Origin of the sequence: Kribbella sp. CCNWLW201 (assembly GCF_037203805.1) — a bacterium.
Classification (GTDB): Bacteria; Actinomycetota; Actinomycetes; order Propionibacteriales; family Kribbellaceae; genus Kribbella.
Genome location: NZ_JBBCBQ010000002.1, coordinates 705,889 through 718,892 on the forward strand (window position 1 = coordinate 705,889; position 13,004 = coordinate 718,892).

Here is a 13,004-nt window from a genome sequence, read left to right on the forward strand (position 1 = left end):
TGTTGTTGGGGTTTCGGTACGTCAAGGGGAAGAAAAAACCGGGGCAGATTCGGTGAATGGTCTTGCGCTCCGGGCCGAGGTCGCACAGGATGACTCAGGTCGTGCCGTTACCGTGGCGTGACCATTCGGACGCTGTCCTGTGACCTGCCCGGATGCCCCTCCCCTGCACGGGGGGCCTGGTGAGTTCCACCATGCCCAAGCTCACGAGGAGCGCACTACTGATGTCCAAAGCCCGACATGCGCGCCCCCGGCGAACGACTCGCCGGGTGGCTCGGACCCTCTCCATTGCCGGTCTCGGGGCCGGTATCACCGCCGCAGGCGCGGGCGCGGCGTTCGCGACCGACTACACGGTCAAGCCCGGCGACACCCTCTCGGAGATCGCTCAGGCCAACGGTGCCGACTGGCGCGAGCTGGCCAAGATCAACAACCTGAAGGACCCCGATCTGATCCTGATCGGGCAGACCCTGACGCTGGACGGCGTGAAGAAGGCCACCGCCCCGCGCAAGGTGACCACCAAGAAGACCGAGACCAAGAAGGTCCGGAAGACGACCGAACGCAAGGCCCGCACCAGCCGCTCCGACGACCGCCCCTCGACGAGCGTCAGCATGAGTGCCGCCTGGCGGAAGGTCGCTCAGTGTGAGTCCAGTGGCAACCCGCGCGCGGTGAACCCGGCCGGCTACTACGGGCTCTTCCAGTTCGACCTGCAGACGTGGCGCAGCGTCGGCGGCAGCGGCAACCCGGCGAAGGCGTCCGCGGCCGAGCAGCTGATGCGCGCGAAGAAGCTGTACGCCCAGCGCGGCGCCCAGCCGTGGCCGGTGTGCGGCCGCTACCTCCGCTGACACCCTCCAACCGGTTCGGTGCGGCGGTAGACCGTCCTCCCGCCGCGCCGACCGGCCCTCACAGCAACAACACGTAGCACCGCTGTGCCCACCTGACGTTTGGCGCCTCCCACCCCTCGTGGCGGGTGAGTGCGCGACTCATCCGCGATCGCGACCGGGTGGGAGGCACCAGACGTCAGGTACGCGTGAGGACGAGCATTTCGTTGGCGCCTGCCTGGAACTCGTAGGGGACCTTGCGGATCTCCCAGGTGACGCCTTCGAGAGTTTCCAGCAGTTCGGGGAGGTAGGGCACCGGATCACCGGCTCCCTGCATGACCAACGGGAAGATGCGGACCTCGTGGTTGCTGACGCGGATCAGCTCGCGCAGCGACGCAAGATGCCAGTCCCGGTCGCACTTGTCGGCCCAGGTGAACAACAGGTGTGAGCACAGCACCAGCTCGAATCGCCTGTCCCCGAAGGGCAGTTCCGGCAGCCCCGCCGCGACATAACGCTCGGGTGCCACCGCCACATCCTGCAGGAAGGCGTCGGCCGCCTCGATCCTGAACTGGTCCTTCCGCTCCGGCGATCCGTACCAGTGCCAGACGAAGCTCCCCGCGTGCTCGTCGACGATCCCGGCGGTCGCCGGCAGGCTTCGCCGTACCGTGTCCACCAGTTCGGCCGGCTCGAGCTCGTACGCCGGATCGGCGGCGATCGCGTCGACGCCGCGGGCGGCGGCTTCGGCGGTGAAGCTCGCACCGCCCGCACAGCAGTCGAGGATGGAGTCGGGGAGTTCGGTCAGGTCGAACATCGCTTCGTACTCGGCGTACGAGCGAGAGGTCACCAGCACGGGTCTTACCTTTCGACGGTTGTCTTCCGGTGCAACCGGCGATCGAGGGTGGTGGCCCCAGCCGCCAGAGCCAGGAACAGTACCGCGACCAGCAGACAGTTCAGCAGCACCCGTGGATAACCGTGCTCGGCGACATCGACGAACGGGTACGGATAGAACCCGACGAACTCGCCGCGGATCAGCGTGAACACCAGCCACAGCAGCGGGAACACGAGCGACCAGGCGACGATGCGCGGATCGGTCCGCCCACGCGGCCCGAACAGCAGCCAGCCCAGTACGCCGGCCACCGGCGTCGCCGTGTGCAGCAAGAAGTTCGCGACCGCGGCCCACCCGGACAGATCGTCCAGCGGAGCAAGCGACACGTGGTAGACGATCCCGGTCACCGCGATGCACAGAACGCCGTTGAGCCGCAACGTCCGGAAGAGCGTGCTCCGCGGCCTATCCGGAGACAGGGCCAGCATCAACGCGGTCCCGCCGAGCAGCAGGTTCGACTGGATCGTGAAGAACGCGAACACGTTGAACACCCGCTCCGGGTTGTCCGGGAAGAACCCCTCGTTCCCGTTCGCCGTCACGATCAACTGCACCACGATCCCCACCGCCACGAGCAGCGCCGTCAGCCCCGCCCACCCACGCCCCGTAGTCGTCATAACCGCAATCTACGGCCCCCGACCGCCGTACCCGGGGATGTCGAAAGCCCGACTTTGTGCACGGTGTGCGTACGGCGAGGGGCGCATCTGGTGCACAAAGTCGCGGTCAGGCGTTCTGCTTCTCGCGGGGCTCGGCGCCGGTGAAGGTGTAGCTGAAGGAGACGATGGCGTCGATGCCGAGGACGATGGTCCAGGTCCACGCGGGGCCGAGGAGGGCGTCGTACCCCTGGCCGGAGAGGAGGCCGAGGGCGAGCATGATGCCGGAGCCGACGACGTACGCGAGCAGGTGGCGGTACCAGCCCGCGCGCTCGCGGCGGGCCCGCTCCGGACCACCCTTCGGCGGCGTCACCGGACGGGGCGCACCAGCCAGGTAGTGCGCGGCCCATTTGTCCGCCCACTTCAGCGTCTGGTGACCGAAGCCAACGCTGACGCCGATGAAGATCGCGGCCAGGGAGTGCTTGAACGACGGCGCACCACCACGCTGGATGTCGATCACGCTGGCGACCAGCATCACCACGTCGACCAGCGGTACGCCGGCCAGCAGCACCATCCCCACCTTCGGCAGCCGGAGCAGGTAGCGCGTCGTCATTCCGGCGGCGAGCAGGACCCAGAAGCCGATCTCACACGCGGCGATCACAGCGAGCAGCACAGCGGTTCACCCTCCCGAGATTTATTCAGTACGACCGTGTCACAAAACGACTCTAACACGGCTGTGCTAAAAAGGGCACATGCCGAAGATCGTCGACCACGAGACCCGTCGCGAGGAGATCGCCGAGGCGCTCTGGCGGGTGGTCCGCCGGGACGGGATCCGGGCCGCCTCGGTCCGGACCATCGCCGCCGAGGCCGGCTGGTCCGCGGGCTCCGTCCGCTACTACTTCCCCGACCAGGCGGGACTGCTCAGTTTCGCGATGGACCTGGTCACTCGCCGGGTGACCGAGCGGGTCAGCGCGCTGAACCCGAAGGGCAACGCGACCGCGGTCGCGTTGCGCTACCTCGAAGAGGCGCTGCCGCTCGACGCCAACCGCCGTGCCGAGTTCGACGTCTGGATGGCCTTCATGGCCCAGGCGCAGGTGGAGTCGGACGGCGGCAGCCTGCACGAACACGTGGACAAGGTGCACGACGGACTGCGTTCCCTGTGCGAATCCCTGTTGCAATCCCTGGCCGATTCCGGCGCGCTCCGGGAAGATCTCGAACTCCGCCGGGAAATCGAGCGTTTGCATGCCCTGATCGACGGCCTCGCCCTGCATGCGGCGATCCAGCCGGAGCGCACCACCCCGGCCCGGGTGCGGCAGATCCTGCGGCATCACATCGAGACCCTGATGGCCTGAAAGCCCTTACAAACTGGGCTTTGTCGAGAAGAATCGCCGTGACCGGACTAAAACCTTGTCCCGCGTGGCACGATCACCTGCATGGAGTCCGAGGGGGTGCTCGTCGTCAGTGGAATCATGGCGGCCGGGAAGTCGACGGTGTCGCAATTGTTGGCCGAGAGATTCCAGTACGGCGTCCATCTCCGCGGCAATGTCTTCCGCCGGATGATCGTCAGCGGACAGGCCTCGATGGCCGACGACAGCGCCGAGGCCCAGCGGCAACTCCGGTTGCGCTACCGGCTCGCGTGTCAGGCCGCCGACGGGTACGCCGACGCCGGCTTCACCGTGGTTCTCCAGGACGTCGTGATCGGCGAACTGCTGCGTGAGTTCCTCGACGGAATCCGGACCAGACCGCGCTATCTCGTCGTACTCACGCCACGCCCCGAGGTCATCTCGAGCCGGCTCGGCGGGGCGCATCACCTGGTCGACGAGCTCGACTACGAGCTGCACGCGTTCAGCCCGCGCCGCGGTCTGTGGCTCGACAACTCCGACCTCTCCGCGCCGGAAACCGTCGACGCCATCCTCGGCCGCCTCGACGAGGCGCGCTTCGACTGAGGTCCGCTTCGATTGGGGTCCGGTTCGACTGGGGTCCGGTTCGACTGCGATCCGGCGCCGCGCAAGGGGCTGACCAAACAGGCTACTCAGGGGTAGTTTGGCTGGATGGCGACCACTGTACGGCGGACCTCGTGCAACCTGTGTGAAGCGATCTGCGGTGTGCTCGTGACGGTCGAGGACGGCCGCGTCACCGACATCCGCGGCGACGAGTCGGATCCTCTCTCCCGCGGTCACATCTGCCCGAAGGCAGTGGCACTGCGCGATCTCCAGGACGACCCGGACCGGTTGACCACGCCGGTACGACGTACCGCCGACGGCTGGCAGGAGATCGGCTGGGACGCGGCGTACGACCTGGTCGTCTCGAAGCTCACCGAGATCCAGCGGCAGCACGGCCGGAACGCGGTCGGCATCTACCTCGGCAACCCGAACGTGCACAGCCTCGGCGCGCTGACCCACATGCCGACGATGGTGAAACAGCTGAGGACCAGGAACCGGTTCAGCGCCACCTCGGTCGACCAGCTTCCGCACATGCTCGCGTCGTACCTGCTCTACGGGCATCAGCTGATGATCGCGGTCCCGGACATCGACCGGACGTCGTACCTGCTGATGCTCGGCGCCAACCCGCTCGCCTCGAACGGCAGCATGATGACCGCACCCGGTTTCGGCCGGCGGCTCAAGGAGGTGCAGAAGCGCGGCGGCAAGGTCGTCCTCATCGATCCCCGGCGGACCGAGACTGCCGCGGTCGCTGACGAGCACCACTTCGTCCGGCCCGGGACCGACGCGGCCTTCCTGCTCGCGCTCATCCACCAGGTGATCGCCGACGGGCATGCGCGGACGGCGTCGTACGTCGATGGTCTCGAGGCGGTCGAGCAGGCGGTCGAGCCGTGGACCCCCGAACGCGCGGCCGGTATCACCGGGATCGAGGCGGACGTGATCCGGCGGATCGCGACAGAGTTCGCGACCGCTGACCGGGCGGCCTGTTACGGACGCGTCGGGGTGTCGACGCAGCAGTTCGGGGCGGTGTGTCAGTGGGCGATCCAGGTGCTGAACATCATCACCGGGAACCTCGACCGACCCGGCGGGACGATGTTCCCGCGGCCGGCCGTGCCCGCCCTGCTCGGTCTCGGACGCGGGCACATGGGGGTGTGGAAGAGCCGGGTCCGTGGGCTGCCGGAGTTCGGCGGTGAGCTGCCGGCGTCGACGATGGCCGAGGAGATCCTGACGCCCGGCGACGGCCAGATCCACGCGATGGTGACGATCGCCGGCAACCCGGTGCTGTCGACGCCGAACGGCCGCAAACTCGACGAGGCCCTGGACACACTGGACTTCATGGTCGCCATCGACCCGTACATCAACGAGACCACCCGGCACGCCGACGTGATCCTGCCGCCGGCTCCGCCACTCGAGCGCGACCACTACGACGTGATCTTCCACCAGCTCGCCGTACGCAACACGTCCCGCTGGAACGACGCCGTACTGCCGAAGCCGCCACAGGCTCGGCACGACTGGGAGATCTTCCGCGATCTCGCGCTGAGATTGCTGAGCGGTACGCCGATGAGTCGCCGGAAGGTGATGGTGTCGGCGCGGATGCGGATGTCGCCGCGCCGGATCGTCGACGTCGGACTGCGGATCGGGCCGTACCGGCTGTCGCTGCGCAAACTGCGGAAGACGCCGGGCGGGATCGACCTCGGACCGCTGCAGCCGGCGCTTCCCGGGGCGCTCCATCACAAGACCAAGCGGATCGACCTCGCCCAGCGGATGATCCTCGACGATCTCCCCCGACTGGAATCGCTGGCCACCGGGTACGACGGCGAGCTGCTGCTGATCGGCCGCCGGCATCTGCGCAACAACAACTCGTGGATGCACAACTCGGCCCGGCTGGTGAAGGGCAAGCCGCGGCACCAGCTGCTGATGAACCCGGACGACCTGGCCAAGCGCGAGCTGACCGACGGCCAGCTGGTCAACGTGAGCTCGGCGGCCGGCACCGTCGCGGTAGAGGTTGCCGCGAGCAACGACATGATGCCGGGCGTGGTCAGCCTGCCGCACGGCTTCGGTCACGGCCGGGCGGGCGCCCGGTTGACGGTCGCGAACCAGGTCGCCGGACCGAGCGCCAACGACGTCACCGACGCCGACTTCACCGACACCATCGCCGGCACCGCCGCCCTCAACGGCGTCCCCGTCACCGTCACCGCCTGCTCACCCTGACATTACGTCCGAAGAAGTGTGGCCTATAACCCACACTTCTTCGGACGTTGTGAGTCAGGTCGGGGGTGGGCCGGAGCTGTCTCGGATGATGAGGAGTGGGGTGGAGTAGAGGTGGGGTTGGGGGCGGGCGCCTTCGAGTAGGTCGAGGAGGCGGCAGGCGACGGCGGCGCCGTACGCGATGATGTTGTGGCTCATCGCGGTCAGGGTCGGATGCGTGTGCCGGCACAGCGTCGAGTCATCCCAGGCGACCAGCGTGACGTCGTCGGGCGACCGCAGTCCGAGCTCCTGTACGACGGCCAGGCCGGCGACCGCCATCAGGTCGTTGTCGTAGATGATCGCGGTCGGCCGAACGTCGGCGGTCAGCAGGGCACGCGTCGCCGCGTCGCCTTCCTCGGCGGAGAAGTCGGTGTGCACGACCTGGACGTCGAGGTTCAGCCGGCGGCTCGCGGTCGCGAACGCCTTGTCCCGAATCCAGACGTGGCCGTGTTCCGGCGTACCGGCGACGCGGGCGACCGCGCGATGCCCGAGGGACGCGACGTGCTCGACCGCGGCGTTCATCGCCGACGTCCCGTCGGTCCACACGCAGGTCATCCCGTCGGCGAGCGACGGATCGCCGACCAGTACGGCGGGGAGGCCGAGCTTGCGCAGCAACGGGATCCGCGGGTCGTCGACGCGCAGATCCACCACGATCACGCCGTCGACCCGGCGCTCCGCGGCCCACTTCCGGTACGTCGCCAACTCCTCGGGCAGATCCGCCACGACCTGGAGGGCGAGCGCGTACGACTTCCCGGCCAGCACGGACTCCACGCCACCGACGAAGCCCATGTAGAACGGTTCCTCACTCAAGGTTTTCGCGGTCCTGGCGAGGACGAGCCCGAACGTCTCGCTGCGCGCCGCAGACAGCTGCCGGGCGGCCCGGTTGGGCACCCACTCCAGCTCCTCGGCGACTTTCAGGACCCGCGCGCGGGTGGCCTCGGAGACCCCCGGCTGGTTGTTCAGCGCGTACGACACCGCGCCTTTGGAGACGCCTGCCCGACGGGCGATCTCCTTGATCGTGACTCGGGGCACGACGGCCTCCTTCGAAACGGGCGGCCGGACCGCTGACGGTCGGTCCGGAATCCTTCAGTGTGCGCCGATTTCTACGCCGTGTCATCACTCAACCGCAGAGAGTAATACTTTGATCAAATCCACAACCCCACACCTCGGGGGACAACCCCCAACCCGCGGGGGTTGGCCGCGGTGATTGGGGGTTGCCCACTGAGATTGGGGGTTGCCGCCTCAGGTGGGGGGTTGCCCGCTGGGGATCTGAGGGGGCAACCCCTCAGCTGAGGGGGCAACCTCGCCGGGCCCGCGGAGGCGGGGGGTTGTGACCGCCCAGTGGTTGGGCTGAGGGTGGTGGGGGTGGGGCCGATTGGGATACGGTTGCCGTCGTTACTTAACCGGTTCGGCAATCAAGTCGGCGTGGAGCCCAGGGCAGCGGGCGAGGCGTCGGCGACGAGGAGAAACCATGGTCGCAGTGGACAACCTGTCCCTCCAGTTGTACACGGTCCGGTCCAAGCTCGAGGAGGACTTCGACGCCACCCTGGCCCGGATCGCGGAGATCGGCTACACCAAGGTCGAGCCCTTCGGTGTCACCGCCTTCGCGGATCGCCTGGCCGAGGCGCTGCCCAAGTACGGCCTCTCGGCGCCCACCACGCACGCCGGCCTGCTGCGTGAGGACAGTGCCCCGATCTACGCCGCCGCCAAGCGGCTCGGGATCAGCACCGTCATCGACCCGTTCGTCGACCCGGCCCAGTGGCAGGCCGTGGACGACATCAAGGCCACCGCTGACGCCCTGAACAAGGCCGCCGTCGAGGCCGCCGACCACGGCATCACGGTCGGGTACCACAACCACCACTTCGAGCTCGAGTCGAAGGTGGACGGCGTGCACGCGCTCGAGATCCTGGTCGACAACCTGTCCGACGAGGTCATCCTCGAGGTGGACACCTACTGGGCCGCCGTCGGCGGTGCCGACGTACCGGCGCTGCTGGCCAAGTTCGGCGACCGGGTGAAGGCGATCCACGTCAAGGACGGCGACGGGACGTTGGACAACAAGGCCCAGGTTGCGGTCGGCGACGGCACCATCGCGGTCGCGGACATCCTGGCCGCGGTCCCGGCCGCGCTGCGCGTGGTCGAGCTGGACGACTTCAGCGGCGAGATCTTCGACGCGGTCGAGGGCAGCTACAAGTTCCTGACCGGAGAGGGCGCACCTGCATGAACGAGCGGAGCGAGTTCATCATCAAACACAGCGTGCTTCGTGCCTCATCGGCGCCCGGAGCGAAGCGAGGACGTCGATGAGTGCAGTCGGCGTAGGTGTGATCGGCGCGGGGGTCATCTCCGACGCCTACATCAAGAGCATGCAGAGTTTCCGGGATCTAGCCGTTGTCGCGATCGGCGACCTTCGGCCGGAGGCCGCGAAGGAGAAGGCCGAGCAGTACGGCATCGAGGCCCACGGGGGCCCCGAGGCGGTGCTGAGCAACCCGGACGTGGAGATCGTGGTCAACCTGACCATCCCGATCGCCCACGTCGAGGTCGCCCTGGCAGCGGTTGCCGCCGGCAAACATGTGTGGAGTGAGAAGCCGTTCTCGCTCGACCAGGAGAGCGGTCTGAAGCTGCTGTCCACCGCCCAGGACGCGGGTCTGCGGCTCGGCTGCGCACCCGACACCATCCTGGGGCCGGGCCTGCAGGAGTCGCGCCGGATCATCGAGCGCGGTGAGATCGGCCAGCCCCTGACCGCGCTGACCCTGATGCAGTCCCCCGGTCCGGAGTCCTGGCACCCGAACCCGGCGTTCCTCTTCCAGGAGGGCGCGGGTCCGCTCTGGGACATCGGCCCGTACTACCTGACCACGCTGGTCCAGCTGTTCGGACCGGTCGCGGCAGTGGCGGGGCTGGGGTCGAAGTCGCGGGAGAAGCGGACGATCGGGTCGGGTCCGCTCGCGGGCACCGACTTCGACGTGACCGTGCCGACGCATGTCAGCGCGATCGCGCGGTTCGAGTCGGGGCAGTCGTCGCAGAGCATCTTCAGCTTCGACTCGCCGTTGCCGCGGGCCGGGGTGGTCGAGATCACCGGCTCCGAGGCGACTCTCGCCGTACCGGACCCGAACCGGTTCGACGGGGAGATCAAGATCCGCCGCCGTGGTGCGGAGGACTGGGAGACGATCGCGAACACCGAGGCGTCGGCCGAGCGCGGCACCGGAGTGCTGGACATGGCCCGGGCGATCCGGGAGAACCGGCCGCATCGGGCCACCGGCGCACTGGCGTTCCACATCGTCGACGTGATGGCCTCCATCACCGACTCCATCGACACCGGCGCATTCGTCGACGTCACCAGCACGGTCGAGGTCGCGGCGATCCTGCCGGACGACTGGGACGTGCACGCGGCCACCCTGTGACATCACTACTGCTGGATCCCCGGCGAACCGTCGTGTTCGCCGGGGATTCCGTCACCGACTGCGGTCGCCGGACCGACCCCGAAGGCCTCGGCAACGGGTACGTACGGGACCTGTACGACGACCTCGCGCCGCGCCGGCCGCGGATCGTCAACGCCGGGATCAGCGGCAACCGTGCCGTCGACCTGGTCCGCCGGTGGTCCACCGACGTACTCGCGCACGAGCCGTCATTGGTGTCGATCCTGATCGGCATCAACGACACCTGGCGCCGGTACGACGAGGACGACCCGACCACGACCGAGTCGTTCGAGGCGTCGTACCGGGCGCTGCTGGATCCGCTCACGTGTCCCGTCGTACTGGTCGAGCCGTTCCTGCTGCCGGTGAAGGACGGGCAGGATGCGTGGCGGGAGGATCTCGATCCCAAGCTCGACGTCGTCCGCAAGCTGGCTGTCGAGTACGGCGCCATCCTGGTGCCGGCCGATGTCGAGCTGAACCGGCAGGCATCGAGTCTCGGGGCAGCGGCGTTGGCTGACGACGGGGTTCACCCGACCGCCACCGGGCACCGCGCAATCGCCGACCTGTGGCGACGGGTCGTACTGGAAGACTGAAGGCACCGTTCCCGGCCCAGGGTGTGGTGTGCGCAAACTAAACCGGTTCACTTTGGAGAGCTCCTGTGACATCCGTGCATGCAGTCCCGCTGACCACCGAGGGCGGCGCCGCCTGGACCGTGCGTTCGCTCGAGCGCGCACCGATCCCCGCGACCGTTCCGGGTGAGGTACACACCGACCTGCTCGCGGCCGGCGAGATCCCGGATCCGTTCGACGGGGACAACGAGTCAGCGCTGGCCTGGATCGGGCGGACCGACTGGAGCTACCGGACGACGTTCGACTGGACCGCGGATGGCAACGCCGTTCAGGAGCTCGTGGCCGACGGCCTGGACACGGTCGCGACGATCACGCTGAACGGCCGGCAGCTCGGCCGGACCGCGAACCAGCACCGGTCCTACCGGTTCGATGTCACCGGGCTACTGGTGGCTGAGGGCAACGAACTGGTGATCGAGTTCGCCGCGCCGGTGACCACGGCCGAGGAGGTGTCGGCCGGGTACGGGACCTGGCCGCACACGAATCTCCATCCGTACAACGCGTTGCGGAAGATGGCCAGCAACTACGGCTGGGACTGGGGACCGGATGTGGCGACGGTCGGGATCTGGCGGCCGATCCGGATCGAGTCGTGGTCCGGCGTCCGGATCGACTCGGTCCGTCCACTCGCCTCTCTCGACGGGGCCAACGGCGTGCTGAACACCGAGCTAACGTTGGCGTGGTCCGACGGCTTCAGCAAGGACGTGACTGCCACTGTCGAGGTCGGCGGGACGATCACCGAGCTAACTGTTGCCGCTGGCACCGTTTCAGCCGCACTTACATCGACAGTCGACGCGGCCGATCGCTGGTGGCCGCGCGGGCACGGCGAACAGCCCTTGTACGACGTCACGGTCTCGGTGCACGAGGACCGCTGGCAGGGCCGGGTCGGATTCCGGACCGTCTCGCTGAACGTTGCCCCGGACAACCACGGCACTCAGTTCATGCTGTCGGTGAACGACAAGCCGATCTACGTCCGCGGCGCGAACTGGATCCCCGACGACGCGTTCGTGACCCGGCTGAACCGCTCGACGTACGAGACCAGCATCCAGGACGCGCTGGACGCCGGGATGAACCTGCTGCGCGTCTGGGGCGGCGGGATCTACGAGAGCGAAGACTTCTACGACATCTGCGACGAGCAGGGAGTCCTTGTCTGGCAGGACTTCCTCTTCGCCTGTGCGGCGTACTCGGAGGACGAGACGCTGGCCGCCGAGGTGGAGGCCGAGGCGCGGGAGGCCGTCACCCGGCTGAGCCGGCACGCGAGTCTCGCGGTGTGGAACGGCAACAACGAGAACATCTGGGGGTACGTCGAGTGGGGGTGGCGGGTCCCGCTCGCCGGCCGGCCGTGGGGCGCGGGGTACTACTTCGACCTGCTCCCCCGGATCGTGGCCGAGCTCGACCCGCGGACGCCGTACTCGCAGGGCAGCCCGTACTCGTTCGACCGGTTCATCCACCCGAACGACGAGCGCCACGGCACCATGCACATCTGGGACGTCTGGAACCAGGTGGACTACACGACGTACCGCAAGTACAAGCCGCGGTTCGTGTCGGAGTTCGGGTTCCAGGGACCGCCGGCCTGGTCGACGCTGACCTCGGTCGTGCATGACGAGCCGCTGGATCCGTACGGCGAGCAGATGCTCGTGCACCAGAAGGCGTTCGAGGGCAACCTCAAGCTGGAGCGTGGCCTCGGCGAGCACCTGCCGAAGTGGAAGAACATCGAGGACTGGCACTGGACCACCCAGCTGAACCAGGCGCGGGCGATTGCCTTCGGCATCGAACACTTCCGCAGTCTGTACCCGTTGAACACCGGCGCGGTCGTCTGGCAACTGAACGACAACTGGCCGGTCGTCTCCTGGGCCGCCGTCGACGGTCACGGAATCCGCAAGCCGCTGTGGTTCGCCTTGAAGCGTGTGTACGCCGAGCGTCTGCTGACCGTCCAGCCACGGGACAACGAGCTGGTGGTTGCCGCTCACAACGACACCGATACGACCTGGTCGACCGAGGTCACAGTCACTCGCAGGTCGACCGGCTCTGACACCCTCGCGCGCGAAACCTTCGTCCTGGAGGTCGAGCCGCGATCCGCGACGACCAGCTCGCTACCTGAGTCCATCACCAGGCCAACCGACCCGACGCGTGAGTACGTCGAGGTCCGAGGCGCCGACGGCAGCACGGCGTACTGGTACTTCGTCGAGGACACCAAGCTCCGCCTGGACAAGAACGCCTACGCCGCCTCGGTCACCAAGACGGAGAACGGGTACGACGTCACCGTCACGGCAACGGCGTTGACCAAGGACCTGGCCCTCTTCCCGGACCGCCTCGACCCAGCGGCCCGCGTCGCCTCCAACCTCGTCACCCTCTCCGCCGGCGAGTCCCACACCTTCCACGTCACCGCGTCCGAGGCGCCGACCAGCGTTGGCGTGCCCGTCCTACGATCGGCCAACGACTTGGTGGGCTGACGCTCGGCGACCCCGGAAAGGTGGCAGTCTGGGGGGACGATCGAGC

At 68.0% G+C, this 13,004-nt stretch carries 12 protein-coding genes; 8 read left to right on the plus strand and 4 right to left on the minus strand.

All coding sequences use genetic code 11. The features are described from left to right. The first annotated feature begins 266 nt into the window (after window positions 1-266). Window positions 267-839: a transglycosylase family protein gene (locus tag V9K99_RS13140; RefSeq protein ID WP_337001838.1), complete on the plus strand. Its 573-nt coding sequence runs from the start codon at window positions 267-269 to the stop codon at window positions 837-839. Window positions 840-1,014: 175 nt separating this feature from the next. Here V9K99_RS13140 and V9K99_RS13145 read toward each other — a convergent pair whose 3' ends face one another. From V9K99_RS13145 to V9K99_RS13155, 3 genes are all read right to left on the minus strand, one after another. Further along, window positions 1,015-1,665 carry a hypothetical protein gene (locus tag V9K99_RS13145; protein ID WP_337001836.1) on the minus strand — a complete coding sequence of 217 codons (651 nt, stop codon included), beginning with the start codon at window positions 1,663-1,665 and terminating at the stop codon, window positions 1,015-1,017. Between the two features lie 5 nt (window positions 1,666-1,670). Further along, a complete protein-coding gene (locus V9K99_RS13150) occupies window positions 1,671-2,312 on the minus strand; it encodes a Pr6Pr family membrane protein (RefSeq protein WP_337001834.1) in 642 nt (213 codons plus the stop codon). A 106-nt stretch (window positions 2,313-2,418) separates the two neighbouring features. Further along, entirely contained in the window at window positions 2,419-2,961 is a 543-nt protein-coding gene (locus tag V9K99_RS13155) for a 2TM domain-containing protein (RefSeq protein ID WP_337001832.1), read from the minus strand. A gap of 79 nt (window positions 2,962-3,040) precedes the next feature. On the opposite strand from V9K99_RS13155, the gene V9K99_RS13160 reads away from it, so the two are divergent. The 3 genes from V9K99_RS13160 (at window position 3,041) to V9K99_RS13170 (ending at window position 6,439) form a co-directional block, all read left to right on the plus strand. Beyond that, window positions 3,041-3,640, plus strand: a complete 600-nt coding sequence (locus tag V9K99_RS13160; protein ID WP_337001830.1) for a TetR/AcrR family transcriptional regulator — start codon at window positions 3,041-3,043, stop codon at window positions 3,638-3,640. A gap of 81 nt (window positions 3,641-3,721) precedes the next feature. Then, window positions 3,722-4,234 (plus strand): AAA family ATPase, encoded by a 513-nt coding sequence (locus V9K99_RS13165; protein ID WP_337001828.1) that lies wholly within the window; start codon window positions 3,722-3,724, stop codon window positions 4,232-4,234. Between the two features lie 105 nt (window positions 4,235-4,339). After that, complete coding sequence (locus V9K99_RS13170) at window positions 4,340-6,439, plus strand: molybdopterin-dependent oxidoreductase (protein ID WP_337001826.1); 2,100 nt, start codon at window positions 4,340-4,342, stop codon at window positions 6,437-6,439. Between the two features lie 54 nt (window positions 6,440-6,493). Here V9K99_RS13170 and V9K99_RS13175 read toward each other — a convergent pair whose 3' ends face one another. Then, window positions 6,494-7,507, minus strand: coding sequence for a LacI family DNA-binding transcriptional regulator (locus V9K99_RS13175; protein ID WP_337001824.1), 1,014 nt, complete (start codon window positions 7,505-7,507; stop codon window positions 6,494-6,496). 439 nt (window positions 7,508-7,946) lie between these two features. On the opposite strand from V9K99_RS13175, the gene V9K99_RS13180 reads away from it, so the two are divergent. From V9K99_RS13180 to V9K99_RS13195, 4 genes are all read left to right on the plus strand, one after another. Then, window positions 7,947-8,696: a sugar phosphate isomerase/epimerase family protein gene (locus V9K99_RS13180; protein ID WP_337001822.1), complete on the plus strand. Its 750-nt coding sequence runs from the start codon at window positions 7,947-7,949 to the stop codon at window positions 8,694-8,696. 76 nt (window positions 8,697-8,772) lie between these two features. After that, window positions 8,773-9,870, plus strand: a complete 1,098-nt coding sequence (locus V9K99_RS13185; protein ID WP_337001820.1) for a Gfo/Idh/MocA family protein — start codon at window positions 8,773-8,775, stop codon at window positions 9,868-9,870. Beyond that, window positions 9,867-10,475: an SGNH/GDSL hydrolase family protein gene (locus V9K99_RS13190; RefSeq protein ID WP_337001818.1), complete on the plus strand. Its 609-nt coding sequence runs from the start codon at window positions 9,867-9,869 to the stop codon at window positions 10,473-10,475. The genes V9K99_RS13185 and V9K99_RS13190 overlap by 4 nt, the downstream gene beginning before the upstream one ends. Window positions 10,476-10,540: 65 nt before the next feature. Next, on the plus strand, window positions 10,541-12,958 hold the full coding sequence (locus tag V9K99_RS13195) for a glycoside hydrolase family 2 protein (RefSeq protein WP_337001816.1): 2,418 nt from the start codon (window positions 10,541-10,543) through the stop codon (window positions 12,956-12,958). Window positions 12,959-13,004 lie beyond the last annotated feature (46 nt).

Excerpts from the sequence above, each read along its gene's own strand:
- V9K99_RS13180 (WP_337001822.1), top strand. The coding sequence starts at position 7,947 with ATGGTCGCAGTGGACAACCTGTCCCTCCAGTTGTACACGGTCCGGTCC.
- V9K99_RS13185 (WP_337001820.1), top strand. The coding sequence starts at position 8,773 with ATGAGTGCAGTCGGCGTAGGTGTGATCGGCGCGGGGGTCATCTCCGAC.
- V9K99_RS13160 (WP_337001830.1), top strand. The coding sequence starts at position 3,041 with ATGCCGAAGATCGTCGACCACGAGACCCGTCGCGAGGAGATCGCCGAG.
- V9K99_RS13150 (WP_337001834.1), bottom strand. The coding sequence starts at position 2,312 with ATGACGACTACGGGGCGTGGGTGGGCGGGGCTGACGGCGCTGCTCGTG.
- V9K99_RS13170 (WP_337001826.1), top strand. The coding sequence starts at position 4,340 with ATGGCGACCACTGTACGGCGGACCTCGTGCAACCTGTGTGAAGCGATC.
- V9K99_RS13165 (WP_337001828.1), top strand. The coding sequence starts at position 3,722 with ATGGAGTCCGAGGGGGTGCTCGTCGTCAGTGGAATCATGGCGGCCGGG.